This window comes from Blastococcus capsensis (genome assembly GCF_030165005.1).
GTDB lineage: Bacteria > Actinomycetota > Actinomycetes > Mycobacteriales > Geodermatophilaceae > Blastococcus > Blastococcus capsensis.
Window position 1 is genome coordinate 138963 of the sequence record NZ_JASNNW010000012.1, and the last position, 24897, is coordinate 163859.

The window sequence follows — 24897 nt, forward strand, 5'->3', positions numbered from 1 at the left end:
AGTGTAAGGGAGATCACACTTCTGGTAGTGGTCTCGCGCCCTCCCGTGCTCGGTGAGCCGTGTCGAGCTCCCTGGTCGCCGCCCGGGCACGCTGGTCGGCGTGCGGTTCCCGTCCCCCTGACCTGCAGTAGCCGCCCCCTTTCCCCAGACGGTCTGGCTCTGAGTGCCACGGCACTCAGAGCCAGACCGTCCGGGGCCACACCTCCTGGAGGCGGCGCCTTGCCAGGAGGTGTGACAGTGGGACGGTGACCGAGCTCGCGAGGTCACCCAGAGAGACAGCACCCGTGGGCTCGCGGGCGACGAGCGCCAGCGAGGAGATCGCGTGACCACGCTCCACCCGGTCCGGCCGGCTCCCCCTCCCGGCACGGACGACGGTCTCGGAGGTGGGGATCCTGCCCGGCCGGTGCCGCCCGGCGGCGAGCTCCTTGCGGCCGTCCTCGCCGCGACGCCGGAGGAGGAGCAGCCGGTCACCCACGTGCACCACCTGCCGGTGCGCCCGAGCCGGACCGCCGACTGGCCCGAGTGGGTCGACCCCGCGCTGCGCGAGCGGCTGGCGGCCCGCGGCGTCGGCGCCCCGTGGCAGCACCAGGTGGCGGCGGCGCAGCTGGCCCGCGAGGGCCGGCACGTGGTGGTGGCCACCGGCACGGCGTCGGGCAAGTCGCTGGCCTACCAGCTCCCCGCCCTGACGACGCTGGCCGAGGACCCGCGCGCCTGCGTCCTGTACCTGGCACCGACCAAGGCACTGGCGCGCGACCAGCTCGCCTCCGTTGCGGCGCTGGCCGATCCGTCGGTGCGGCCGGCCGCCTACGACGGCGACACCCCCGCCGAGGAGCGCGACTGGGTCCGGCGGCACTCCCGCTGGATCGTCACCAACCCCGACATGCTGCACCGCGGGATCCTGCCGGCCCACCAGCGCTGGTCGAGCACGCTGCGACGGGTGGCCTACGTGGTCATCGACGAGTGCCACGCCTACCGCGGCGTGTTCGGTTCGCACGTCGGCCACGTGCTGCGCCGGCTCCGCCGGATCTGCCGCCGGTACGGGGCCGACCCGGTGTTCGTGCTGGCCTCGGCCACGGTCGCCGACCCGGCGGCCGCCGCCACCCGGCTCGTCGGCACGGGCGTCGTCGCGGTCACCGACGACGGCTCGCCGCGCCCCGGGGCCACGTTCGCCCTGTGGGAGCCACCGCTGACCGAGCGCACCGGCGAGCACGGCGCACCGCTGCGCCGGTCGGCCGCCGCGGACGCCGCAGGCCTGCTGGCCGACCTCGTGGAGCGGGGCGCGCGGACACTGGCGTTCGTCCGCTCCCGGCGCAGCGCCGAATCCGTCGCGGAGCAGGCCCGGCGGATCCTCGCCGAACGGGGGCGGGCCGACCTGGTGCGCCGGGTCGACTCCTACCGCGGCGGCTACCTGCCGGAGGAACGGCGCGAGCTGGAGCGGGCGCTCTCGGCGGGCGACCTGCTCGGCGTCGCCACGACCAACGCCCTCGAGCTCGGCATCGACATCGCGGGGCTGGACGCCGTCGTCCTGGCCGGTTACCCGGGGACGCTGGCCTCGCTGTGGCAGCAGGCCGGCCGGGCCGGCCGGGCGCAGCGCGAGTCCCTGGTCGTCTTCGTGGCCCGCGACGACCCGCTGGACCACTACCTGGCGCACCATCCGCGGGCCGTGTTCGGCCGACCGATCGAGGCCACCGTCACCGATCCGGCGAACCCCTACGTCCTCGGCCCGCAGCTGTGCTGCGCTGCGGCCGAGCTGCCGCTGACGCCGGCCGACCTCGCCGACTTCGGCGGTCCGGTGGCCGAGGCGCAGCTCGAGGAGCTCGTGAGCGCCGGTCAGCTGCGGCACCGGCCGACCGGCTGGTACTGGGCGGGACGCGGGCGTCCCGACGTCGACATCCGCGGCAGCGGCGACGAGCCGGTCGCGATCAGCGAGGCAGGAACCGGGCGGCTGCTGGGCACCGTCGACGGCGGCGCCGCGCACGCGACCGTGCACGAGGGCGCGCTCTACGTGCACCGCGGCGACACCTTCGTCGTCGACGAGTACGACGTCGAGGACGCGTGCGCCGTCGTGCATCCGGAGAGCCCCGACTGGACGACCGTCGCCCGGGACGTCACCGACCTCGCGATCGTCTCGATCGAGCAGACCCGGCCGCTCGGCACGGTGACCGCGCACACCGGCGTCGTCGACGTGACCAACCAGGTGGTCGCCTACCAGCGGCGACGGCTCGGCACCGGTGAGGTGCTGGCCGAGTTCCCGCTCGACCTGCCGCCGCGCCAGCTGCGCACGCGGGCGGTGTGGCTGACGCTGGACCACCGCGCCGTGCAACGGGCCGAGGTGGACGACGCCGCCCTGCCCGGCTCGCTGCACGCAGCCGAGCACGCGGCGATCGGCATCCTGCCGTTGCTGGCCACCTGCGACCGCTGGGACCTCGGTGGCCTGTCCACCGCGGTGCACCCCGACACCGGCACGGCGGCCGTCTTCGTCTACGACGGTCATCCGGGCGGGGCCGGTTTCGCCGAGCGCGGGTACGCGGCGCTGCGCCGTTGGCTGCAGGCCACGCGGGCCACCGTCGCCAGCTGCGAGTGCGAGAGCGGCTGCCCGTCGTGCGTGCAGTCACCCAAGTGCGGCAACGGCAACGACCCGCTGGACAAGGCCGGGGCGGTGCGGGTGCTCGACGTCGTCCTCGACGAGCTGGCCGCCCGGGACGACGCCGGAGACCCTGGATCATCCGACGCAGCCGACGCAGCCGACGACGGCATGGTGGACGCCGGGGACGAGGCCCCGGCCGCCGCGGAGCCCGACCTGGTGTTCTGACCGCCGGGCTCGGCCCCGCCCGCCTCGGGCACCGGCCCGGCGCGGGCCCGGCCGGTGGCGGTGTGCACGCCGAGGCGCCCCAGCCGCACGGTCACCCGCGTCGTGACCTCGACGACGCTCCCGTCCACCACGCGGCAGCCGCTCAGCTCGGCGCCGTTCGCGGCAGCGATGTCGGCGGCCACGGCGCAGACGCTCGGATCAGCGAGCACCGCGCGTCCGGCGGCGGCCAGGGCGGCGAGGTCGGCCGCGCCGGCGGCCCGGTGGCGGGCCACCGCCGCCACTCCGACGAGCACGGCTGCCGTGGCCAGTAGCGCGAGCACCGCGGACAGCGCGAGCACCCACACGGTCGCGGATCCCCGTTCCGGGGAGTCGGGGCTCATGGGCGTCCCCCGATCAGCTCCGGCAGCGCCACCGCGTCAGCGGTCACGGTCACCCGCCAGGGCAGCGGACCGAGCGGGGCCACCTCGGCGGTCACCCGCACGCTGACCTCGCCGGCACCGGTGACCACGGTGGTGCGCGCACCGTCGGGCGCCGCGCGGCCGGCCCACGCGGTGACCGAGGCGAGGTCCTCACCACGGGCCGCCGCCCGGGCGCCCTCGCGCGCGGCGTCGACACAGCGCAGCTGAGCGCCCACCACCGTCACCGCGGCGACCGCGCCGACCAGGACCAGCAGCAGCACCGGCAGGACGACCGCGGTCTCGGCGGTGACCATGCCGGCCTCGGCGCGATCCCTGCTCACGAACAGGCGCATGGGCTCAGGACAGCGTCGCGAGCGCCGTGTCCACGAGCGCGGTGAGCCCCGTGACGATCGAGTCGCCGGTGACCACGCGGTACAGGACGGCGGCGAAGGCGCAGGCGGCCACGGTGCCGACCGCGTACTCGGCGGTGCTCATCCCCGCCTCCGTCGCGGTCTGGAGCCGTGCCCGGCGACGGGCCAGGGGACCGCACGGAACAGGCTCGGCAACGGGCTCGCCGGCCCGGCCTGCGGGTGCGGGATCGGCAGCGGGCAGCGGTGCGGTCATGGAGTTCCTCCTCGGTCGAGGCCCCGGCGGGGCCGTGCCCCGAGCCTGCTGGCCGGACGGGACCCGGCCGAGGGCCGCGGACGATCTGTGGAGGACGCCGGCGGCTGTGGACCGATCAGCCGAAGACGTCGCCGGCGATGCCGAGCACCAGCGGGACCACGCCGAGGCAGACGAACGCCGGCAGGAAGCACAGCCCCAACGGCGCCAGCACCCAGATCCCGGCCCGCTGCACCGCCGCCTCGGCGTTCGCCCGGGATCCGGCCCGGCTCTCCGCCGCCAGCGCCCGCAGCGCCGGCACCGCGGCCGCCCCGGACTCCCCCGCCCGCACCAGCGCACGGCCCAGCCCGGCCAGCTCGGCAGGTGCGTCGGCCCACGCCCGCCGCGGCTCGGCGCCCAGCCGTTGGAGCGCGGCCACGTGCCGCAGTCGCGGCCCCAGCGGCCCCGGCACCGCATCGGCCACGGCCGCCAGCGCGCCGGCGACGGGCAGGCCCGCGGCCAGGCAGACGGCGAGCAGGTCGCAGGTGGCCGGCAGGTCGCGGGCGAGGGCGGCCTGCTCGGCGGCGTCCTCGCCCGGGTCGGCGCGCCGCAGCAGGCGCTCGACCCCCACGGACACCGCGGCGGCGGTGGCCAGCCCGAGGAGTCCCCCGAGCAGGAGGCCGGCGGCCAGCCCGGCGGCCCCGCTCAGCAGCCACCGCCGTCGCCGCTCGCTCGCCGGGCCGGGCGCCGGCTCCTCGGGTGCCCGCGCGGTCCGGCCTGCGCGCACCAGCCGGCGCACGCGGGCGCCGACGACGACGGCCCCGGGGGCCCACGCCACGACCGCTCCGGCCAGCAGCAGCACGGGCAGCCACGGCCCGGACGTCATCGCCCCATCCGCCGGACCAGCCGACCGGTCCAGGCGATCCCGGCGATCTCCAGCAGCACGCCCACGACGAGCAGTGCCTGCCCGGGGCCGGTCTCCGTCAGCACCTGCCAGGGTCTGGCGCCGATCCCGCTGCCCATGGCCAACCCGAGCACCGGCAGCCCGGCCAGCAGCCGGGCGCTGGAGCGGGGGCCCGCGGTCGCGACGAGCAGCGCCCGCCGGTGCCGGAGCCGGGCCCGCAGGTCGTCCTCGACGGCGGTGACCACGGTGGCCAGCGAGCAGCCGGTGCGGGTGCTGAGCACCACGGCCGCCGACAGCCGGGCGAGCTCGGCCGCCAGCCGGTCGCCGTCGGCACGCGGATCGCCCCAGCCGGTCCCCGCCGCACCGGGCACCCGGACCGCACGCGCCAGCGCGGCACCGCACTCCCGGTCAGGACAGGCGCCGGCGGCCCCGCGGGCTGCGTCGTCGAGCGCCCGCCCGGCCCGCAGCTCGGCGGCCAGCGCCCCGAGCGCCTCGGCCAGCGCCCCGAGCCGGACCCCGGCGGCGGCGTCCGCCCGGTGGGAGGCCCACGCCCGCGCGGCCAGCGCCGCGCTGCCGCCGGCGAGCAGGGCCACCAGCGGGGTGCTGAGGAGGGCAGCCGTCCCGGCCGCACCTACCGCGGCCAGCAGCGGCAGGTGGACCGGCCGTCCCTGCACCCCGCTCGCGGCGTCACCGGTGACCGACCGCAGCCGCCGGTGCACGCCCGACCGTCCGCCGGGCCACAGGACGGCGGCGCAGGCGGCCGCCAGCAGGGCCGCGGTCACGTTCCGGCCAGGCGGGCACGAAGCACGTCGCCGGCCGGGCACGGGCCACCGTCGGCCCGCCACCCCGCCTCCACCACGACCAGGTCACCCTCCCGGCGCACCACGGCGATCTCCTCCACGCGCCGTCCGCCGTCCGCCCGCCGCACGTGCACCACCACCTGCAGGGCGGCCGCCGCCTGGCTGTGCACGGCGACGCGCCCCATCCCCGCGGCGACCCCGAGAGCCTCCAGCCGGGCCGGTACCTCGGTGGACCGGTTGGCGTGCAGGGTGCCGCACCCGCCGTCGTGCCCGGTGTTGAGCGCGGCCAGCAGGTCCACCACCTCCGCGCCGCGCACCTCCCCGACCACCAGCCGGTCCGGGCGCATCCGCAGCGCCTGGCGCACCAGGTCGCGCAGGCCCACCGCTCCGGCGCCCTCCACGTTCGGCGGCCGCGTCAGCAGGCGGACCACGTGCGGGTGCGACGGGCTGAGCTCGGCGGCGTCCTCGCACAACAGCAGCCGCTCGGCCGGGTCGACCTCCCCGAGCAGGGCGGTGAGCAGGGTGGTCTTCCCCGAGCCGGTGCCCCCGGTGACGAGGAAGGCCAGCCGGTGCGCGACGACCGCCCGCAGCAGCACCCCGCTCTGCCCGGGCAGCGTCCCCGACCGCTCGAGGTCGGCCAACGTGTGCGCGCGCCGACGCAGCACCCGCAGCGAGATGCAGGTGCCCCCGCCGGACACCGGCGGGAGGACGGCGTGCAACCGCGTCCCGTCGGGCAGGCCGACGTCCACCCACGGTGCGGCGTCGTCGAGCCGCCGTCCGGCGGACGCGGCCAACCGCACGGCCAGCCGCCGCACGGCTTCCTCGTCGGCGAACCCGACGCCCGGAGCCGGCTCGAGGCCGGCTCCGCGGTCCACCCACACCTGGCCCGGCCCGTTGACCAGCACGTCGGTGACCCCGGGCAGGCGCAGCAGCGGCTCGAGCGGCCCCGCCCCGGCCAGCTCGTCGACGGCGCTCCGGACGGCGAGCAGCACGTCGTCGTCGCCGATCAGTCCGCCCGCCTCCTGGCGCACGAGCGCGGCGACCCCCGCCCGCGACGGCACCTCGTCGGCGAGGGCGAGCCGAACCCGCACCCGGTCGAGCAGTGACGGCGCGGTCACCGGTGCTCGTCCCCGGACAGCGCGGCCAGCACCCGTCGCGCCAGGGCTCCCAGCGGCGACCGCGCTCCCGTGCCCGGCGGCTCCCCGCGCTCGGCGCGCGCCACCGCGCCGCGGTCGTGCGGCAGTTCGGTGAAGACCGGCCGGCCCACCACCTCGGCGACGTCCTCGGCCGTGAGCCCACCGGGCACCGACCGGACCACCAGCCGCGCCGATGACCACGGCCGCCCGTCGGCGGCCACCAGCAGCCGCGCAGCCGTGGCCGCCCGCAGGCGCGCGGGCACGACGAGGAGCGCGAGGTCGGCGTCGGCGAGCACCGCCTGCGGCCCTCCGCCCACGCCGCAGCAGCCGGGCCGGGGCAGGTCGACGACCACGCACCGGCCGGTCGTCCGGGCCGCCTCCACCACGGTGATCAGGGCCTCCTCGGGGACCGGCTCGGCGGACCCGCGGCCCGCCGAGAGCAGGTGCCCGCCTGCCACCTCGGGGAGCGCGGCCAGCAGGGCGTCCCCCGCGACCCGGCCGCGGAGACCGGCGAGCTCCGGCCAGCGCAGCCCGTCGGTGAGCTCGGCGCCCAGGAGGAGGTCGAGCCCGCCGCTCCACCCGTCCGCGTCGACGAGCACCGCCGGCCCCGCGGCGGCGGCCACCGCCGCGGCGACCGTGCTGGCGCCCGCTCCACCGCAGGCACCGCCCACGGCGACCAGCCGGCCGTGCTCCGCCGGGATCCGGACAGCGGCCGCTGCGCGAGGGAGCAGCCAGGCCTCGTCCGCCGGGAGCACCACCACCCGCTCGGCCCCGACCTCCACCGCGGCAGCCCACTCCGCCGCAGGCAGCTCTGCGGTCGAGACGACGACCACGCCCGGGCGGCGGGGCAGCGCCCGCGGTGCGGCCAGGGCCAGCGCATCGGCGCCCAGCAGCACCAGCGGTGCCTCGCGGTACGCCCGGCGCAGCGCCGGCCCGCCGGTGCAGAGCTCCGGCTCGGCGCCGACGGCCGCCAGCAACCGGAGCAGCTCGTCGAGCAACTCCTCGTCGGAGCTGACGACCAGGGGACGGGGTGGCCGGGTGGACGGCAGGGAGTCGGACACGTGGTCGACCCCACCGGAGGTTCGGCAGACAGTGCCAGAAGGCGGGGTGAACTGTGGATGACCCCATCGGGTGTGGACGGTGTGCGGTCCACGTCACACCGTGCCGACACACCTACAGTGACTGACGTGTCCCGCGCCGCGGCATTTTTCGACCTCGACAAGACGGTCATCGCCAAGTCCAGCACCCTGGCCTTCGGCCGGCCGTTCTTCAACGGTGGGCTGATCAACCGCCGTGCCGTGCTCAAGACTGCCTACGCGCAGTTCGTCTTCTCCCTCGCCGGCGCCGACGCGCAGCAGATGGACCGGCTGCGGGCCCAGCTCACCGCCATGGTCACCGGCTGGGACGCCGCCACGGTGCACGAGATCGTCCGCGAGACCCTGCACGAGATCGTCGATCCGCTGGTCTACGCGGAGGCCGCTGACCTCGTCGAGGAGCACCGCGCGGCCGGCCGGGAGATCGTCATCGTCTCCAGCAGCGGCGCGGAGATGGTGGAGCCGATCGGCGAGATGCTCGGTGTCGACCGCGTCGTCGCCACCCGGATGGTCACCGTGGACGGCCGCTACACCGGGGAGATCGACTTCTACGCCTACGGCGAGAACAAGGCCGAGGCGATGCGGCAGCTCGCCGCCGAGGGCGGGTACGACCTGGCCGACTGCTATGCCTACAGCGACTCGATCACCGACCTGCCGATGCTCTCGGCCGTCGGCCACCCGACCGCGGTGAACCCCGACCGGGGGCTGCGCAAGGCAGCCCTGCAGCGCGGCTGGCCGGTGCGGCGCTTCGAGCGGCCGGTGAGCATGCGGGCCCGCTTCTCGGTGCCGCCCGCACCGGTCGTCACCGGCGCTGCCATGGGCGTGGGCGCCGCCGTCGTCGGGCTGGCCTGGTACGCCCGGCACCGGGCGGTGCGTGCCGGGCTGGTTCCGGAGGCACCGGCTCCGGGCCGGCGCCGCCGCCGCGGGGCCTGATCCCTCCGCTCCCCCAGTGTCAGCCCCGCAGCAGGCTCTCGCAGACGGCCAGGCCCTCCAGGGCGCCGTGCTCGGTGGCGCGGCAGCAGTGCACGAGCCACACGGCGACGCCCTCGGGCGTACCGGAGCCATATCCGGCCAGCGCCTCGGCATAGGCGTCCCGGCCGAGCTCGATGAACCCGACCTCGGGCACCGACACCGCCTTGGGGTCCAGCCCGCGGGCGATCCCGGTGAGCCGGGCGGCGGCCCGGGCGACGACGCCGTCGGCGACCCCGAAGGGGGCCAGCGCCGCCAGTTCCCCGTGCACCAACCCGGCGACCAGCACCGCGGGCACCGTGGTCGCGCCGGTGACGAGGGAGAACAGCCCGCCCAGCCGGGGGCCGGCGTGCGCGGCCGGCCGCCCCAACCCGGCGCGGTCGGCGAGGTCCGCCGCAGCCAGGACGTGCAGCCGGGCCAGCACCTGCCCCGGCGCCTTCGGCCAGGTCTCGACCATGGAGCCGAGCGCCGCCGAGGCCCGCAGCGCCCCCTGCACCACCGGATCGGTCACCGACCCCGCGCGCAGCTCGGCCAGCGGGACGTCGACGCCCGCCAGCGCCGCCGAGGCGCGGGCCCCGCGCAGCGCCGACTCGGTGCTCACGCCGGCCGACTCCCGCCGCAGGACCCGGTGGCCCAGGAGTCGGTCGATGCCCGCCCGGGCGCCGTCGGCGGCCTCCCGCACCCCCGGCAGGTCCAGCAGCGGGGCCAGCGGGTCGGGGGCGGCGGGGCGCGCGGCGCCGGGGCGGACGGGGGTGCTCACGTCGACGACGGTACGAGGCGGGGCCACCCGCTCCGCCGCAGGCCCCTGCCCTACGCTGCGTCCCTGCCATGACCCGACCCGTCACCCTGCTGCTCGTGCGACACGGGCAGAGCGAGTGGAACGCCGCCGGCCGCATGCAGGGACAGGTGGCCCACGTGCCGCTGACCCCGCTGGGGCACACCCAGGCGGAGGCGGCCGCCGCCGAGCTGGCCGGCCTCCGTCCCGGGGCGCTGCTGTCCAGCGACCTGCTGCGCGCGGTGCAGACCGCGGAGCACTGCGCCCGGGCCACCGGCCTGCCCTTCACCACCACCCCGGCGTTGCGGGAGCAGGGCTACGGCGTCCTCGAGGGCCGGCCGTCCCGGGAACTGTGGGACGTCGTCGACTGGTCCGACGCGCACTGGTCGGCCGAGGGCGGGGAGAGCCTGGCCGAGCTGCACGCGCGGGTCGCGGCGTTCCTCACCCAGCTGTGCGCGGAGCCCCCGGCCGACGTCGTCGCCCTGGTGACGCACGGCGACACGATCCGCGCGGCCCAGGCGGTCGCCGCCGGGCTCGGGCCCGACGCGATGCCCGCGGTCACCCCGCACAACGGCACGGTGACCCGGCTCGAGATCTGCGAGTGACGCCCCCCGGGACGTCGCTCAGCGGCGGCGGAGCAGGCCTCCGAGCATGCCGGCGAGACCGCCCGGGGACGCCGGGGCCCCACGGCCACGGCTCATGCCCCGGCGGGCGGTCGTCCGGCCCATGCCGCTCCGGGGCATCCCCCGGCCCGGTCGTCCGCCCGCCCGTCCGCCTCGTGCCGCGCCCCGGCCGGCGCCGCTCGCAGTTCCCATCAGCTTGCCGAGAATGCTCATGGATCAGGAGTGCCCACGCCGGCCGGGACGACGCCGCCTGCGTTCAGCGAACACCCCCGGCCAGGCGCGCCGTTACTGAGCGCACGCCTGCGCCGCCGAGGCGTCGGAAGGTCAGCCGCTGACCTCCACGAGGTCGATCACGAAGACCAGCGTGGAGCCGCCGGGGATGGGGCCACGGTCGGCGTCGCCGTAGCCGAGCTCGCTGGGGATGGTGACCACCCGCCGCCCGCCGACCTGCATCCCGGTGATCCCCTGCTCGAAGCCGGGGATCACCTGCCCGGCGCCGATCGTGACCGGCAGCGTCTCGTCCGCCCCACGGCTCCAGGAGGAGTCGAACTCCTCACCCGTCTCGTAGAACGCACCGACGTACTTGACCGCGACGGACGTGCCCTCCACGGCCTCGGCCCCGTCGCCGACCACGACGTCCTCGATCACCAGCTCGTCCGGCGCAGGGGCGTCCGTCGGCGGGACGTCGGGCGCCTGGGACAGGTCGGTCGAGATCTCCTCGGCGACCTCGGCCGCCGCTGGGGGCGTGGGCTCCTCCTCGCCACCCCCGCAGGCGCTCAGGGCGAGGGTGAGCGCGAGGAGCGCGCCGGGGACGGTGCGGCGGGACATGGGGCCTCCAGAGGAGCAGCAGTTCTCGGATCGGGTCCGGCGAGCCGGGACGGCGCTTGCCGCCGGGGTGCAGGCAGGGCGCGTTCGGCGCCCTGCCCATCGTCCCAGAGCGGTCGGGCCGGCTCAGGCCGCGCCGAGGGCGTCGGCCATCCGGTGGTGCACGACCGCCTCGGCACCCCGGCTCTGCCGCTCGAGCGTGCGGGCGAGCGCACGTCGGGCCCACCCGTTGCTCGGCGCGAGCTCGACCAGCCGGGCGAGCGATTCCTCGGCCGGACCGAGCTGCGCCGAGCCGTAGTAGGCCCGGGCCAGCAGCTCCAGCGCCGCCTCGTTGCGCGGCTCCGCGTCGACGAGGGGCTGCAGGATGCGCGCGGCCTCGGCGGGCTGACCCATGTTCAGGAAGAGGTCGGCCCGGAGGAACTCCGAGTGCAGGTCGCACTCGTTCGGCTGGGTCATGGCCGGTGCAACGCAGCCCCGGCCCGGCCGCTTCCCGGGCTCAGTCCTCCGGCTCGGGGTAGCGCGCGCCCGCGGCCAGCTCCGTGCCGTCGGCGACCCGCGCCTGCCGGCCGACCAGCGTGATGTCGCCGTCGCCACCCACCGAGGCGCCCTCGCCCACCTCGACCCGGTCGTCGAGCACCGCGCGGGTCACCGTCGCCCCCGCACGCACCCGCACGCCGGGAAGCAGCACGGAGTCCACGACGGTCGCGCCCCGCTCGATGACCACCCCCGGGGAGATGACCGAGCCGCGCACCTCCCCACCGACCCGGGTGCCACCGGAGATCAGGCTCTCCTCGACGACGGAGCCGCTCAGCACCCGCGCCGCGCTGTGCCGGCCGCCCCGGGTGTGCACCGGCCACCGCGGGGCGTCCAGGTCCAGCGGCGGCTCCGCGGAGATGAACTCGCGGTGTGCCTCCCAGTAGGCCGGGATCGTGCCGACGTCGCGCCAGTAGCCGTCCAGCGGGTACGCGCGGGCCAGCCCGTCCCCGGCCTGCGCCGGCAGCAGGTGGGTGCCGAGGTCCTCCAGGCCCTCGTCCCCCACGTCGGAGTTCAGCGCCTCCAGCCGGTCGAGGGTCGGGGTCGGCGAGAAGACGAATACCTCGTTGGTGGCCGTCGTCGTCGCCGGCTCGTCGGGCTTGTAGGCGTAGCCGGTGATCCGGTCGCCGTCGCCGACCTCGACGACGCCGTAGCGCGGGGCGTCGTCGGCGGCCACCTCCGTGGTCACCATGGTCACCTCGGCGCCCGAGCCGAGGTGTGCCTCGACCACTTCGCGGTAGTCGAGCTTGTAGACGGCGTCGGCGCTCACGACGATCAGCGCGTCGGCGTCGAACTCCCGGATCTGCTCCGCCTGCCGCCACAGCGAGTCGGCCGTGCCGGTGTTCCACCCGCCGCGCTCGGTGCCCTTGTACGGCGGCAGGGTCAGCAGCCCGCCGGCGGTGCGGTCGAGGTCCCACGGCCGGCCGTTGGACAGGTGGTCGTGCAGCGACGTGGGGTGGAACTGGATCGAGACCCAGACGTCGGCGATCTGGGAGTTCTGGCAGTTGCTCAGCGGGAAGTCGATGAGCCGGTAGACCCCGGCGAACGGCACGGCCGGCTTGGCCCGCTGTTCGGTGAGCAGTTCGAGGCGCCCACCGGCCCCACCGGCGAGCACGAGGACGAGGATCCGCGGGAGGGCCATGCTCCCCCGCTACCCCGTGCCCGCCGGGCACACCCGCGGCGGTCAGGGACGTCGCACGGGCTCCACGAGCGGTCGGTTTTCGGACGATGTGCGCCGGTGTGCAGTTCCACCGGCTCGAACTGCACACCGTCGCCCCGGTCAGGCGGGGAGGTCGCCGCCCGGTCCGGCGGCCTCGGCGAGCAGCCGTTCCCGCTGCTCCTCCGGCAGCAGGTCGACGTAGACGGTGCCGTTCAGGTGGTCGACCTCGTGCTGGAGGCAGCGGGCCGCCATGCCGGTCGCCTCGATCGACACCGGGTCGCCGTGCAGGTCCACCCCGTCGACGCGCGCACGGAAGGCGCGCGGCAGCTCGGCGTAAGGCCCGGGCACCGACAGGCAGCCCTCCTCGGTGACCTCCTCCGCCGGGTCCTCGCCCACCGGGTCGGGGACGGTGAGCGAGGGGTTCACGACGTAGCCGACGACGTCCTCCCCCTCGGCGTCCGGGCAGTCGATCACGAACACGCGGGCGTCCACCCCGATCTGGTTGGCCGCCAGCCCCACCCCGTCGGCAGCCTCCATGCTGGCGAACATGTCCAGCACCAGCCGGCGGAGCCCGTCGTCGAAGGCGGTCACATCCGCGCAGCGGCGGTGCAGGACCGGGTTGCTGCCGTAGGTGACGATCGGCCGGGCGACGCCGTCGTAACGGCCGAACAGGCGCATGACGCCCGATCCTAGGGACGCCGGACCGGCCCGGCAGCGGCCACCGGGCGCTTGGCACCATGACGCCGTGCCGCGCCCCGCCCCAGATCCGGCGACCGCGCTGGGCCTGGCCCTCGGCGCGCTGGCCGACGTCGCCCTGGCCGACCCCCGGCGGGGGCACCCGGTGGCCGGGTTCGGGGCCGTCGCCGCGACGGCCGAACGACACCTCTGGCGGGATTCCCGTCTCGCGGGCGCCGGCCACTGGGCGCTGCTGGTCGCCGGCACGACGGCGCTGGGGGTCGTGGCCGACCGGAGCACCCGGCAGCGGCCGTTCGTGCGCACGGTGGCCACGGCCGCCGCCACCTGGGCCGTGCTGGGCGGCACGTCGCTGGGCCGGACGGCCGGCCGGCTGCACGACGCCCTGACGGCGGGCGACCTGGACACCGCCCGGGCGACGCTGCCGAGCCTCGCCGGGCGGGACCCCAGCGCTCTCGACGGCGCGGGTCTGGCCCGGGCCACCGTGGAGTCGGTCGCCGAGAACACCGCCGACGCCGCCGTCGCCCCGCTGTTCTGGGGGGCGCTGGCCGGGCTGCCCGGCCTCCTCGGCTACCGGGCGGTCAACACCCTCGACGCGATGGTCGGCCACCGCTCCCCGCGGTACGCCCGGTTCGGCTGGGCGGCGGCACGTGCCGACGACGTCGCCAACTGGCTGCCCGCCCGGCTCACCGCGGCGCTGACGGTGGCGTGCGCGCCCCTTGCCGGCGGCTCGGCGGCCGAGGCGTGGCGTACCTGGCGGAGGGACGGCGCCGCACACCCCAGCCCGAACGCGGGTCGCTGCGAGGCCTCCGCGGCAGGGGCGCTCGGGCTGCGGCTGGGCGGCCGGAACGTGTACGGCTCGCGGGTGGAGAACCGGCCGCCGCTGGGAAACGGACGTGCGCCCGCGCCGGCGGACATCCCCCGCGCGGTGCGGCTGTCCCGCGCCGTCTGGCTCGCCGCCGCCGGGCTGGCCGTGGCCCTCCGCGCGGTGCGCGACCGATGAGCGGGACGGCACCGGCCGGCAGCGTCCACGGGATGCTGCGCGACGCCTGTCCCCCGGCCCTGGCCCCTCGCCCGAGCGGCCCGGGCCGCCGCCGGGCCCCCGGGCCGGTTCGGGCAGGATCGTGGACAGCGCGTGGCGTCCGCAGCAGCGGTGCCCGCCGCCGCGGCGCCGAGCCGCCGAGGAGGGAGCCCGATGTTCTACGTCCTGGCCACTTTCGTGCTGCGTCCACTGTTCTTCATCCTGTGCCGGCCGCGCATCACCGGACGCGAGCACGTGCCGCTGGACCGGCCGGTGATCCTGGCCAGCAACCACCTGTCCTTCATCGACAGCATCGTCATCCCCCTGGCCGCGCCCCGCCGCGTCGCCTACCTGGCGAAGGCCGAGTACTTCACCGGCCGCGGGTTCAGCGGCTGGGTCACCCGCACGCTGTTCACCGCGCTGGGCGCGTACCCCGTCGAGCGGGAGACCCACCGGGCCGCGCAGTCCGCCCTCGACACCGCCCTGGGCATCCTGCGGGGCGGCACCGCCTTCGGCCTCTACCCGGAGGGCACCAGGTCCAAGGACGGCCGGCTGGCGCGCGGCAAGACCGGCGTCGCCTGGCTGGCCCTGACCGCCGACTGCCCCGTCGTCCCGGTCGCGGTGCACGGCACCGACCGGGTGCAGCCGGTGGGCGCCCGCTGGCCGCGCCCCCACCGCGTCACGGTCACCTTCGGCGAGCCGCTGACCTTCCCCGAGCAACGCGGTCAGGCCAACCGCAACCGGGCCCGCCGCGAGGTCACCGACCGCATCATGGTGGCGATCGCCGAGCTGTCCGGTCAGGAGACGGCCGGCTGGGAACTGCCCCGAGAGGCGGTGTGAGCGGCGCGCTGCTCGTCGCCGGGACCACCTCCGACGCCGGGAAGTCCGTGGTCACCGCCGGCATCTGCCGATGGCTGGCGCGCCAGGGCGTCTCGGTGGCGCCGTTCAAAGCGCAGAACATGAGCAACAACTCCATGGTGACCCCCGACGGTGCGGAGATCGGCCGGGCGCAGGTGATGCAGGCGGCCGCGGCCCGGGTGCAGCCGGAGGCGGCCATGAACCCGGTGCTGCTGAAGCCGGGCGGCGAGAACTCCAGTCAGGTGGTGGTGCTGGGCCGGCCGGTCGCCGAGGTCACGGCGCTGTCCTACCGGCCGATGAAGGCGATGCTGCTCGAGCAGGTCCTCGAGTCGCTGACCGACCTGCGCGCCCGGTTCGACGTCGTCGTCTGCGAGGGCGCCGGTTCCCCCACCGAGATCAACCTGCGGGCCGACGACATCGCCAACATGGGACTGGCCACCGCGGCGGGCCTGCCGGTGCTCGTCGTCGGCGACATCGACCGCGGCGGCGTGTTCGCCGCGCTGCACGGCACCGTCGCCCTGATGCCGCCGGCCGACCAGCGGCTGGTCGCCGGCTTCCTGGTGAACAAGTTCCGCGGCGACGTCCGGCTGCTCCGCCCCGGCCTGGACCAGCTGACCGCGCTGACCGGGCGGCCGACCCTCGGCGTGCTGCCCTGGCTCGGTGGCCTCGAACTGGACGTCGAGGACTCGCTGAACGTGCCCGTGGCCTCGTCGGGGGCCCCGCCGGTCGGGGACGACGTCCTCCGTGTCTCGGTGGCCCGGCTGCCCCGGCTGTCGAACTTCACGGACCTGGACGCGCTGGCTGCCGAGCCGGGCGTGCTCGTGCGCTACGCCACCCGCCCCGAGGAGCTCGCCGACGCCGACCTGGTCGTCCTGCCTGGCAGCCGCGCGACCGTGGCCGACCTGTCGTGGCTGCGCGCCACCGGCCTGGCCGATGCGGTGCTGCGCCGGGTAGCGGAGGGCGCGCCGGTGCTCGGCATCTGCGGGGGCCACCAGATGCTGGCCCGCACGATCACCGACGAGGTCGAGTCTCGGGTGGGCACGGTGGCGGGGCTGGGGCTGCTGCCCGCCGACGTCCGCTTCGCCCGGGAGAAGACGCTCGCCCGCCCGATGGGCAGGGCGCTGGGCGAGACGGTGCACGGCTACGAGATCCACCACGGCGTGGTGACGGTGGACGGCGACGCCGAGCCGTTCCTGGACGGCGCCCGCGCCGGAGCGGTGTTCGGGACGACGTGGCACGGCGCGCTGGAGAACGACGGCTTCCGCCGGGCCTTCCTCGCCGAGGTCGCCGGGATCACCGGCCGCCGGTTCGTGCCCGCGCCGGACACCGACTTCGCCGCCGTGCGAGAGGACCGACTGGACCGGCTCGGTGACCTGATCGCCGAGCACGCCGACACGGACGCGCTCTGGCGGCTGATCGAGACCGGGCCCCCGGCCGGGCTGCCGCTGCTGCCGCCCGGCGCCGGCTTCAGCTGTCGGTGAGGCGCGCTCGCACGTCGTCCGGCCAGGGGGTGGCGCGGCCGTCCGCGACGGCGACGTAGGTGTTGCGGACGACGCAGCACACCCGCTCGCCCACCCGCACGGTGAACCGCACGGTCACGCTCGTGCGGCCCACCTTCTCCGTGTCGGCGTCCACGGTGACGGTGTCGCCCCAGCGTGCCGACGACGTCCACTCCAGCGAGCTGGCCCTGACCACCGGGTCGATGCGGCGGGCGACCAGCTCGTCCCACGTGAGCCCGTGAGCGGCCCACCAGCCGTTGGACGCCTCGTCGGCCCAGGTCAGGTAATGGCCGTTGAAGACGACACCCTGCTGGTCGCACTCGGCGTAGCGGACGGGGGAACTCCAGACCTCGGGCACGCCGCCCACGCTAGTGGTGGCCGACTACGGTTCCGGCGTGGATCCCGCCGCCGACGCCCTGCACGCCTACCGCGCGCCCTCGCAGCGGGTGCTCGACAAGGAGATCCACGCCCTGGACGCGTACTGCCGCGATTTCATCGGGCTCTCGCCCTTCGCCACCCTCGCCACCGCGACCGCCGACGGCTGGCCGGACGTGTCACCGCGCGGCGGGGCCCCCGGCTTCGTGCACGTGCTGGACGAGCGGCGGCTGGCACTGCCCGACCGGCTGGGCAACAACCGGATCGACAGCCTGCACAACCTGGAAGCCAACCCCCGGGCGGCGCTGATGTTCTTCGTGCCGGGCTTCGACGAGACACTGCGGGTCTACGGGACGACGTCCGTCGTCGACCCGAGCGACCTCGACGTCGACCTCACCGAGTTCGGCAAGCCGCCGCTGTCGGTGCTCGTGCTGTCGGTGGTGCGGGCGTACTTCCAGTGCCCGAAGTCGGTGATGCGGTCGGGGCTGTGGGATCCCGGGCGCCGGGTGGACCGGTCGTCCTACCCCTCGTTCGGCACGGTGCTGCGGGAGCACTGCCGGGACACCGCGATCCCGACCGACGATGCCGTGATGCGAGCCGCGCTGACCGAGGAGCTCTGAAAGGACCCCCCTGCCCCCCACCGCTCGCAAGCTCGCGGCGGGACCCTGCACGGGGACCGCTCCAGCAGCTTCCGGCCCTGCCCTTCGCACGCTCAGGGCGGGACCCTGCACGGGGGCCGTTCCAGCAGCTTCCGGCCCCCCCACCGCTCGCAAGCTCGCGGCGGGACCCTGCACGGGGGCCGCTCCAGCAGCTTCCGGCCCTGCCCTTCGCACGCTCAGGGCGGGGCCCTGGACGGCGCCATCCTCTCGGGGTGCTAACTGGCGCGCAGATCGCGGGCGAGCCTGCGGTCGGCCACCGCCCGTTCGGCGAGCGCACGCACGCGCACCCGGCGGGGCCTGCGGTCGGAGCCGAAGTACCGGGCGTCCTCCACCAGCTGGAAGGCGGCGAGCACGCTCGCCTTCACCTCACGTGTGCGCGGGACGGCGGGCCGCGCCGGCTCTGCCGATGTCATGGAGACCCCCTTCTCCCGGGGAGCCGCGACGCACCCCGCAGCTCCATGGTTGCCCCCCTTTCGGCGCAGCCAACCCCCACGGTGACCAATTGGTGTCGATGGGTCACCTGTGACGTGCGGTGACCATTTCGTGTCCGGGCACCGGCCACAGGGGTCCGTACGGTGCTGCCCATGGCGGCTCCTCGACGGCTCGGGCGGACGGCGGCACGGCTGGCGGGGCGCCTGCGCGGTGCCCTGTCACGCGGCCGCGCGGCCCTTGCCGCGTCCCGCCCCGCACCGCGACCCGACACCGTCGACGTCTCCTACCGTCCGCACGCCGACGACCGGCCGGACCCGGGCGAGATCGTGTGGGCGTGGGTACCGTTCGAGGAGGACGACGGGCGGGGCAAGGACCGTCCCGTGCTCGTCGTCGGCCGCCGCGGGGAGGAGCTGGCCGGGCTGATGCTCAGCAGCCAGGACCACGACCGGGACGCCGCCGACGAGGCCCGGCACGGGCGGCGCTGGACCGACATCGGCAGCGGCGCCTGGGATCCCCGGGGGCGGCCGAGCGAGGTCCGGCTGGACCGGCTGCTGGTCCTCGACCCCGCCACCGTCCGCCGGGAGGGCGCCGCGCTGGACCGTGCGAGGTTCGAGCGGGTCGTCGCCGAGGCGCGGCGTGTGCAGGGCTGGTGACGTTCCTCAGTCGGCGAGCCGGTCCTCGCGGGTGAGCCTCTGGGCGGGCGGGCGTAAGTGGTAGATCCCGGCCTGCTCGCCGACCACCTGCAGGTCGTACCGGTGCACCACCTTGGGCCCGCCGTGCAGGTGCACGTGGGTGACCGTGGGCAGCGGATCGCCGTGCCGCGCCGCCCGGATCTGGACCCTGCCGTCGAGGGGCCCGCCGACGAACAGCAGCACCGCATCCTGGTCGGCGGGATCGGTCCCGGGCCCGGTCTCCTCGGACAGTTCGCTCTCCTCCCGCTCGCGCGCCGGTCCACGAGAGTAGGCCCGCCGCGGCGGTTCGGGCAGCGCCGGCCGCTCAGCCGGGCCGTGACCGCCGCAGCCAGCGGGCGATGAGCGGCGCGCTGCCCAGCATCACGAGCAGCCGGAGCACCTGCACCGACAGCACGAAGGTCGTGTCGGCACCGGAGTCGCGCGCCGTGGCGAGGACGGCGTTGAGGCCACCGGGAGTCGTCGCCAGGTAGCCGTCGAGCGCACTGACGCCGGTGACCCCGGCCAGCAGGACGCCGAGCCCGGCGCACGCCACGATCAGCGCGGCGGTGATCCCCAGGGCGACGGGGAGCGCCCCGCCGATGGCGCGCAGGCTGCCCCAGGTGAAGCTGACGCCCACCTGCAGGCCGATCCCCAGGAAGGCGGCGTCCTCGAGCAGGCCGGGCACCTCCGCACCCCCGGAGAGGCCGGTGAGATCGACGATCGCGGCGACGGTGAGCGGGCCGAGCAGCGCGGCGACCGGCAGCCGCAGCAGCCGCCCTCCGGCCACCCCGGCGACCGAGCAGGCCGCGGTGAACGCCAGACCGGCACCCCAGCCGGGCCCGCTCGCGCCGTCCGGAATGATGCCCGCACCGGCGGTGGCACCGTAGGCGGTGGTGGCGACCACCGGCATCAGCAGCACGATGAGCAGCACCCGCAGGTACTGCAGAACGGCGACCGTCCGCTCGTCGGCACCGAGCTCACGCGCCATCACCGTGATCCCCGCCGCCCCACCGGCGATCATGGCGAAGGCGCCGGTGACCGGGCTGATGCCCCGGTGCAGCCGCAGCGCCGACCCCGCTCCCAGGCTGAGCGCGAGCGTGGCGAAGGTGACCAGCAGGACCGGCAGCCAGTTGACCGCCACCGCGCGCAGCGCGCCGAGGTCGACCAGGGCACCCACGGCCACGCCGATCACGGCCTGCGCGGCGATCCCGGCGGGCTCCGGCACGCGCGCCGGCCTCCGGACGGCCAGCGCCCGGACCAGGCCGGCGACGAGACCGCCGAACAGCGCCGGGGTGGGCATCCCCGCCAGGTCGAGCAGCAGGCCGACCACGACCGCGCCGGCCACGACGACGGCGGCGTCGAGCAGCTTCGCACCCCGCCGTCCCCGCACGGCGGTCACTCTGCCGGTGCCCCGGGAGCGGGCGCACGAGGGGTCAGCCGCCGGGATCCGCCGCAGCTCGGCGGCGTGCGCGTCGAACGCCGCCCGGCCGGCGGGGGCAGCGCGAGGCTGGTGCGCACCCGCGAGGCGCGGGTGGCCTTGCGCACCCGCACGCACCCGGCCTCCTCCAGCTGCCGGACGTGCTCGGACAGCACCGAGTCGCTGACGCCGACCTGCTCGAGACCGGCGCGTCACACAGGCCTGCGAGAGTGGTGCCGTGACCGACCTGCGGCACCACGGCGCCGAACTGGCCCCCGGCCTGATCGCCCTCGCGGTCTCGCGCGGGCAACCCGACCAATCCCACGTCGGTCCTGCACCCGGCCCGTTCGCCGGCGGGACCGGCCCGGCAGGGGCGAGTGCTCGTGGTCGACGAGGCGTTCGCCGACACGGTCCCCGGCGAGCCGGAGTCGCTGGCCGGGTGCGCCGATCTGCCGGGGGTGGTCGTCGTCCGCAGCCTGACCAGGACCTGGGGGCTGGCGGGGCTCCGGGTCGGGTACGCGCTGGGCCCGCCGGAGCTGGTCGCCGCGACGGCCGGCCAGCAGCCGCCGTGGCCGGCCGGCACGCCGGCGCTGGCGGCGCTGGGGGCCTGCAGCTCACCGACTGGGCGGTGCGGCGCGGGGAGACCTTCCCGGGGCTGACCGCCGACCACCTGAGGGTCACCGTCCGCGATCCGGACACCTCCCGCGCCTTCGCCGCAGACCTCGCTGCGATCCTGGGCGGGACAGCTCGGCCCCGCTCCGCAGCGGGCGCCGCGACCGCCGGCCTCGAGGAGATCCGCTGAACGCCACCCCGGTCCCCCCGGAGTCGGGCTCGGTCTACCCCGTGGGCCTGCGGCTGCGCGACCGCCTGGTGGTGGTCGTCGGCGGCGGCCGCGTCGCCCACCGGCGGGTGGCCGGCCTGCTGGAGGCCCGTGCCCGCATCACCGTGGTGAGCCCGGCGGTCACCCCGGCGGTGGAGTCGCTCGCGGCGGCCGGGCGGATCACCTGGCTGCGGCGGCCCTACCGGTCCGGCGACCTCGACGGCGCCTGGTACGCCGTCGCCGCGACCGACGATCCCGCGGTGAACACGGCCGTGTCGGAGGAGGCCGAGCGGGCGCGCATCTTCTGCGCCCGGGCCGACGACCGGGCCGCCTCCAGCGTCTGGACCCCGGCCATCGGCCGCCAGGGCGATCTGGTCATCGGCGTGCACGGCGGCGGCGACCCGCAGCGGGCCGTCGGCGTCCGCGATGCGATCGTCGCCGGGCTGACCGACGGCACCGTCGGTGACCGCGCCGCCCGGCCGGTCCCGGGCGGCAGCGTGGTGCTCGTGGGCGGTGGCCCCGGCGACCCTGGCCTGATCACCGTGCGGGGCCGGCAGGCCCTCGCGCACGCCGACGTCGTCGTCGCCGACCACCTCGGCCCCCAGGCCCTGCTGGCCTCGCTGCCCCCCGAGGTCGAGGTCATCGACGCGTCCAAGCTCCCCCGCGGCCGGTCGATGGCCCAGGAACGGATCAACGAACTGCTGGTCACCCATGCCCGCGCCGGCCGCCGCGTCGTCCGCCTCAAGGGCGGCGACCCGTTCGTGTTCGGCCGCGGCATGGAGGAGCTCCAGGCCTGCGCCGCCGCCGGCATCCCGGTCGAGGTCGTCCCCGGCATCACCAGCGCGATCGCCGTCCCGGCCCTGGCCGGCATCCCCGTCACCCACCGCGGGCTCACCCACGAGTTCGTCGTCGTCTCCGGCCACCTCGCGCCCGGCCACCCCGACTCGCTCGTCGACTGGCCGGCCCTCGGCCGGCTGCGCGGCACCGTCGTCGTCCTCATGGGCGTGGACACCGCACCCGCCATCGCCGCCGCCCTCATCGCGCACGGCCGCGCACCGGGCACCCCGGTGGCCGTCATCAGCGACGGCTCCACCCCGACCCAGCGGACCGCCCGCACCACTCTGGCGGAGTTGCCGGAGACCCTCGCCGAGAGCGGCATCCGCCCCCCCGCCGTCTGGGTCGTCGGCGAGGTCGCGGGGCTCGTCCACCAGCCCTGAACGGGCCTGCGGAACTAGCGGGCGGTGGAGACCGTCGCGAACACCACGGTGTTGTCGGTGCTCGTGCCCGCGCGGTCGTCGAACTCCCCGCCGCAGGTCACCAGCGCGACGCCGACGCCCACCGGGTGCCCGTTGAGCGTGTCCGCGAGCGCGGAGGTCGCCTTGCTCAGCCCGGTGCGGGGCGCGCCCAGCACGGTCAGGTGCAGCACCGCGCCGGCGGCGCTGCGCAGGACGACCTCGTCGCCGTCGCGCAGCTCGTGCAGCCGGTCGAACACGGCGGAGCCCCCGGACTGCTCGTGCCCCAGTATCACGGCCATCTGCCCGGAGCCCGGCGCCGGCCCGTCGGACCACCACGACGTGGTGGCCATCGACTCGGGGACGCCGTAGCCGTCGACGGCCTGCCCGGTGAAGGGGTTCTCGTACCGGACGGTGCCCCGCGACTCGACGGCGGCGTCCACGCCGATGGCCGGGATCGCCAGGCGGGTCGGGACGACCGCCCCCGCGGCACCCGGCTGCGGTGCCGGGCCCGCACCCGGGCGGGCCCCGACGACGAGGACCACCGCCACGGCCGCGGCCAGGAAGACGAGGACGCCGGCGACGACGCCGGGATCAATCCGTCGGAGCCGCACGCCACTGCCTCCGGTACGCGGTCGCACCCGCCCCGGTGCCGACCAGGAGCGCCAGCGCACCCACCAGGGCAGCGGGCGGGACGTCGTCCCGATCCTCGTCGGCACCGGTCGGCGCGTACCCCGGGTAGACGACGGGCTGCGCCACCGGCTGCGGCGCGGGCGCGACCGGCGGGGCGGGAGCCGGCGCCGGGGGCGCGGGCGGCTGCGGGAACTCCGGAGGCGCGGCCGGCAGCGTGGGCATGCAGGTCGGCAGGGTCTCGGCCAGCAGCTCCAGCCCCTCGACGATCGACGAGTCGGCCACGAGGGCCGGGTCCGCCGAGCCCGCGAGGATCAGCTGCAGCTCCTCCGCGAGGTCGGGGAGCCCGTCCGGGCCCCCGCCGGCGGCCGCCCTCTCCAGCGCTGCGCGCAGATCGGCCACCAGTGCCTCGAACTCGGCGGGAATCGCGAGCAGGCCACCGACGACGAGGTCGAGGCTCTGCGAGATCCCGTCCACGCACTCGTCGGGCAGCTGGAGGGCCGCGGCCAGCTGCCCCAGCGCCGCGTCGAGCTCCGGGGGGACCTCCGGAGACCGGGCGGGCGCCGGGTCCTCCGTCCCGCCCGTTGCCGCCGGCTCCGTGCCGGGCAGCGCTCCGCCACCGACGGCGTCCGTGTCCCCCTCGATCACCTCGCCCAGCGGCGCCCCGGCCTCGCCCGGGAGCGCTGGCGGGTCCTCGGCCCTCGCCAGCCCGGGGACGACCACGAGAGCGGCGGTCAGGCCGGAGGCCGCCAGAGCCTGTCGGCCACGGGAGCTGCGGGTACGGAGCGGGGCGTGCGTCGACAAGGGGGACCTCCCGGCATCAGGACGTGCGCGGCAGCGCTGACCGGCGCAACGACGAGCCGACGGACCGGTGACGCGCCCGACCCGGTCGTCCGAGTGTCATGACTTGCTGTCAGCGGTCGTTCACGGAAAAGCGCTCTGGGTTCTCTGCCGGCGCCCGAGTTCTCGACACCGCCGGCGTGTGCGCTGGGGCGGAGTGCGCGACTCGAGGACCGGGCGCCGGCGCATACCATCGAGCCCGAACAGGCATCGCCGTCCCCGCCTGCGGGGCGGAGGAACAGGTGGCCCAGTCAGATGTTGGCGCCGTCCGGCGGGGGCCCGTCCGGCAGTGCCGCCGCGATTCCCGAGCCCGAGAGCTCGGGAGCGTCCATGCCCACGGTGTAGGCGGTCATCGACAGCGAGCCGTACGCGTAGCCGTCGACGAGCACGTCGACGGGGGCGTCGGTGGCACCGGCGACCCCGGCCACGTAGAGCAGCGGCAGGAAGTGGTCGGGGGTGGGGACGGCGAGGTCGAAGTCGCGGTGCCCGTCGAGCCGGCCGATGTCCGTGGGGTCGGTGAGCATCCGCTCCTTGGCGTCCTCGTCGAACCGCTGCGCCCAGTCGAACCCGGCATCAGGGAGGGCACGGCTGACCCCGCCGAGGTTGTGGACGACGTTCCCGCTGCCGATCACCAGCACGCCGTCCTCCCGCAGCGGCGCGAGGGCGGCGCCCAGCTGCAGGTGGTAGTCGAACGGCTTGAGCGCGTTGATCGACAGCTGCACCACCGGGATGTCCGCATCGGGGAAGGCGTGCATCAGCACCGACCAGGTGCCGTGGTCGATGCCCCAGCTGTCCAGGTCGGCACCGACCCACGTCGGATGCGCGATGTCGGCGATCTCCTCGTACAGCTCCGGCAGCCCCGGCGGCTCGTACCGGACGTCGAACAGTTCGCGCGGGAACCCGAAGAAGTCGTGGATCGTGCGCGGTCGCGGCATGGCGGTCACCGCGGTGGCCTGCACGTACCAGTGCGCCGAGACGACGAGGATCGCCCGCGGGCGCGGCACCGACCGCCCGAAGGCCCGCCAGGCCTCCGTGTACCGGTTCCTCTCCAGCGCGTTCATCGGGTTGCCGTGGCCGAAGAACGCGGCAGGCATCACGGGCATGACCGACCTCCCTGTCGT

Annotated in this window: 28 protein-coding genes and 1 pseudogene; 10 read left to right on the forward strand and 19 right to left on the reverse strand. The window is 76.4% G+C overall.

Translation table 11 applies throughout. The annotated features are described in order from the left end of the window. Positions 1-322: 322 nt before the first annotated feature. A complete protein-coding gene (locus QOZ86_RS12455) occupies positions 323-2812 on the forward strand; it encodes a DEAD/DEAH box helicase (RefSeq protein ID WP_284492286.1) in 2490 nt (829 codons plus the stop codon). A 44-nt stretch (positions 2813-2856) separates the two neighbouring features. Here the strand turns inward: QOZ86_RS12455 and QOZ86_RS21200 are convergent. The 7 genes and pseudogenes from QOZ86_RS21200 to ssd all read right to left on the reverse strand — a co-directional run. Next, positions 2857-3192, reverse strand: a pseudogene (locus tag QOZ86_RS21200) (Rv3654c family TadE-like protein); the annotation flags it as partial. Further along, the gene (locus QOZ86_RS12460; RefSeq protein WP_284492287.1) at positions 3189-3563 is read right to left on the reverse strand and encodes a TadE family type IV pilus minor pilin; all 375 of its coding nucleotides are present in this window, start codon (positions 3561-3563) and stop codon (positions 3189-3191) included. The gene QOZ86_RS12460 and the pseudogene QOZ86_RS21200, both read right to left, overlap by 4 nt. A gap of 4 nt (positions 3564-3567) precedes the next feature. After that, on the reverse strand, positions 3568-3834 hold the full coding sequence (locus QOZ86_RS12465; RefSeq protein WP_284492288.1) for a DUF4244 domain-containing protein: 267 nt from the start codon (positions 3832-3834) through the stop codon (positions 3568-3570). A gap of 115 nt (positions 3835-3949) precedes the next feature. Then, on the reverse strand, positions 3950-4696 hold the full coding sequence (locus QOZ86_RS12470; RefSeq protein ID WP_284492289.1) for a type II secretion system F family protein: 747 nt from the start codon (positions 4694-4696) through the stop codon (positions 3950-3952). Further along, positions 4693-5496, reverse strand: a complete 804-nt coding sequence (locus QOZ86_RS12475) for a type II secretion system F family protein (protein WP_284492290.1) — start codon at positions 5494-5496, stop codon at positions 4693-4695. Before QOZ86_RS12475 ends, QOZ86_RS12470 begins: the two co-directional genes overlap by 4 nt. Further along, positions 5493-6632, reverse strand: a complete 1140-nt coding sequence (locus tag QOZ86_RS12480; protein ID WP_284492291.1) for a TadA family conjugal transfer-associated ATPase — start codon at positions 6630-6632, stop codon at positions 5493-5495. Before QOZ86_RS12480 ends, QOZ86_RS12475 begins: the two co-directional genes overlap by 4 nt. Then, on the reverse strand, positions 6629-7711 hold the full coding sequence (gene ssd / locus QOZ86_RS12485; RefSeq protein ID WP_284492292.1) for a septum site-determining protein Ssd: 1083 nt from the start codon (positions 7709-7711) through the stop codon (positions 6629-6631). Before ssd ends, QOZ86_RS12480 begins: the two co-directional genes overlap by 4 nt. A 126-nt stretch (positions 7712-7837) precedes the next feature. On the opposite strand from ssd, the gene QOZ86_RS12490 reads away from it, so the two are divergent. Continuing rightward, positions 7838-8677 (forward strand): HAD family hydrolase, encoded by an 840-nt coding sequence (locus tag QOZ86_RS12490; protein WP_284492293.1) that lies wholly within the window; start codon positions 7838-7840, stop codon positions 8675-8677. A 19-nt stretch (positions 8678-8696) separates the two neighbouring features. Here QOZ86_RS12490 and QOZ86_RS12495 read toward each other — a convergent pair whose 3' ends face one another. Beyond that, positions 8697-9473 (reverse strand): Fic family protein, encoded by a 777-nt coding sequence (locus QOZ86_RS12495; protein WP_284492294.1) that lies wholly within the window; start codon positions 9471-9473, stop codon positions 8697-8699. A gap of 68 nt (positions 9474-9541) precedes the next feature. Here QOZ86_RS12495 and QOZ86_RS12500 point away from each other — a divergent pair, with 68 nt between their 5' ends. Next, complete coding sequence (locus QOZ86_RS12500; protein WP_284492295.1) at positions 9542-10093, forward strand: histidine phosphatase family protein; 552 nt, start codon at positions 9542-9544, stop codon at positions 10091-10093. 342 nt (positions 10094-10435) lie between these two features. Here QOZ86_RS12500 and QOZ86_RS12505 read toward each other — a convergent pair whose 3' ends face one another. The 4 genes from QOZ86_RS12505 to def all read right to left on the reverse strand — a co-directional run bounded on the left by QOZ86_RS12505 (position 10436) and on the right by def (position 13307). Beyond that, a complete protein-coding gene (locus QOZ86_RS12505; protein WP_284492296.1) occupies positions 10436-10939 on the reverse strand; it encodes an FKBP-type peptidyl-prolyl cis-trans isomerase in 504 nt (167 codons plus the stop codon). A gap of 123 nt (positions 10940-11062) precedes the next feature. Beyond that, positions 11063-11392 carry a tetratricopeptide repeat protein gene (locus QOZ86_RS12510; RefSeq protein WP_284492297.1) on the reverse strand — a complete coding sequence of 110 codons (330 nt, stop codon included), beginning with the start codon at positions 11390-11392 and terminating at the stop codon, positions 11063-11065. 40 nt (positions 11393-11432) lie between these two features. Next, the gene (locus QOZ86_RS12515) at positions 11433-12611 is read right to left on the reverse strand and encodes a glucose-1-phosphate adenylyltransferase family protein (protein WP_284492298.1); all 1179 of its coding nucleotides are present in this window, start codon (positions 12609-12611) and stop codon (positions 11433-11435) included. Between the two features lie 138 nt (positions 12612-12749). After that, on the reverse strand, positions 12750-13307 hold the full coding sequence (gene def, locus QOZ86_RS12520; RefSeq protein WP_284492299.1) for a peptide deformylase: 558 nt from the start codon (positions 13305-13307) through the stop codon (positions 12750-12752). A 67-nt stretch (positions 13308-13374) separates the two neighbouring features. Between def and QOZ86_RS12525 the strand changes: the two genes are divergently transcribed. From QOZ86_RS12525 to QOZ86_RS12535, 3 genes are all read left to right on the forward strand, one after another. Beyond that, a complete protein-coding gene (locus QOZ86_RS12525; protein WP_284492300.1) occupies positions 13375-14325 on the forward strand; it encodes a cobalamin biosynthesis protein in 951 nt (316 codons plus the stop codon). A 192-nt stretch (positions 14326-14517) separates the two neighbouring features. After that, positions 14518-15183, forward strand: coding sequence for a lysophospholipid acyltransferase family protein (locus tag QOZ86_RS12530; RefSeq protein WP_284492301.1), 666 nt, complete (start codon positions 14518-14520; stop codon positions 15181-15183). Next, positions 15180-16682 carry a cobyric acid synthase gene (locus tag QOZ86_RS12535; protein ID WP_284492302.1) on the forward strand — a complete coding sequence of 501 codons (1503 nt, stop codon included), beginning with the start codon at positions 15180-15182 and terminating at the stop codon, positions 16680-16682. Before QOZ86_RS12530 ends, QOZ86_RS12535 begins: the two co-directional genes overlap by 4 nt. Here the strand turns inward: QOZ86_RS12535 and QOZ86_RS12540 are convergent. Then, positions 16669-17058 carry an acyl-CoA thioesterase gene (locus QOZ86_RS12540; RefSeq protein WP_284492303.1) on the reverse strand — a complete coding sequence of 130 codons (390 nt, stop codon included), beginning with the start codon at positions 17056-17058 and terminating at the stop codon, positions 16669-16671. The two genes, QOZ86_RS12535 and QOZ86_RS12540, sit on opposite strands and share 14 nt — an antisense overlap. Before the next feature lie 37 nt (positions 17059-17095). Between QOZ86_RS12540 and QOZ86_RS12545 the strand changes: the two genes are divergently transcribed. Next, complete coding sequence (locus QOZ86_RS12545; RefSeq protein ID WP_284492304.1) at positions 17096-17695, forward strand: MSMEG_1061 family FMN-dependent PPOX-type flavoprotein; 600 nt, start codon at positions 17096-17098, stop codon at positions 17693-17695. Positions 17696-17949: 254 nt separating this feature from the next. Here QOZ86_RS12545 and QOZ86_RS12550 read toward each other — a convergent pair whose 3' ends face one another. Beyond that, complete coding sequence (locus QOZ86_RS12550; RefSeq protein WP_284492305.1) at positions 17950-18147, reverse strand: hypothetical protein; 198 nt, start codon at positions 18145-18147, stop codon at positions 17950-17952. A gap of 171 nt (positions 18148-18318) precedes the next feature. Between QOZ86_RS12550 and QOZ86_RS12555 the strand changes: the two genes are divergently transcribed. Then, the gene (locus QOZ86_RS12555; protein WP_284492306.1) at positions 18319-18819 is read left to right on the forward strand and encodes a type II toxin-antitoxin system PemK/MazF family toxin; all 501 of its coding nucleotides are present in this window, start codon (positions 18319-18321) and stop codon (positions 18817-18819) included. A 6-nt stretch (positions 18820-18825) separates the two neighbouring features. On the opposite strand, the gene QOZ86_RS12560 is transcribed toward QOZ86_RS12555, so the two are convergent. Both QOZ86_RS12560 and QOZ86_RS12565 read right to left on the reverse strand, forming a co-directional pair. Continuing rightward, a complete protein-coding gene (locus QOZ86_RS12560) occupies positions 18826-19041 on the reverse strand; it encodes a hypothetical protein (protein ID WP_284492307.1) in 216 nt (71 codons plus the stop codon). A gap of 121 nt (positions 19042-19162) precedes the next feature. Beyond that, entirely contained in the window at positions 19163-20227 is a 1065-nt protein-coding gene (locus QOZ86_RS12565; RefSeq protein ID WP_284492308.1) for an AbrB family transcriptional regulator, read from the reverse strand. A gap of 404 nt (positions 20228-20631) precedes the next feature. Between QOZ86_RS12565 and QOZ86_RS12570 the strand changes: the two genes are divergently transcribed. Continuing rightward, the gene (locus QOZ86_RS12570) at positions 20632-20913 is read left to right on the forward strand and encodes an aminotransferase class I/II-fold pyridoxal phosphate-dependent enzyme (RefSeq protein ID WP_284492309.1); all 282 of its coding nucleotides are present in this window, start codon (positions 20632-20634) and stop codon (positions 20911-20913) included. A gap of 184 nt (positions 20914-21097) precedes the next feature. After that, positions 21098-22291 carry a uroporphyrinogen-III C-methyltransferase gene (cobA, locus tag QOZ86_RS12575; protein ID WP_284492310.1) on the forward strand — a complete coding sequence of 398 codons (1194 nt, stop codon included), beginning with the start codon at positions 21098-21100 and terminating at the stop codon, positions 22289-22291. A gap of 14 nt (positions 22292-22305) precedes the next feature. Here cobA and QOZ86_RS12580 read toward each other — a convergent pair whose 3' ends face one another. From QOZ86_RS12580 to ygiD, 3 genes are all read right to left on the reverse strand, one after another. Continuing rightward, positions 22306-22920: a class F sortase gene (locus tag QOZ86_RS12580; RefSeq protein WP_284492311.1), complete on the reverse strand. Its 615-nt coding sequence runs from the start codon at positions 22918-22920 to the stop codon at positions 22306-22308. Then, positions 22901-23740 (reverse strand): hypothetical protein, encoded by an 840-nt coding sequence (locus QOZ86_RS12585; protein ID WP_284492312.1) that lies wholly within the window; start codon positions 23738-23740, stop codon positions 22901-22903. The genes QOZ86_RS12580 and QOZ86_RS12585 overlap by 20 nt, the downstream gene beginning before the upstream one ends. Positions 23741-24027: 287 nt before the next feature. Beyond that, a complete protein-coding gene (gene ygiD, locus QOZ86_RS12590; protein ID WP_284492313.1) occupies positions 24028-24879 on the reverse strand; it encodes a 4,5-DOPA-extradiol-dioxygenase in 852 nt (283 codons plus the stop codon). Between the last annotated feature and the right edge of the window lie 18 nt (positions 24880-24897).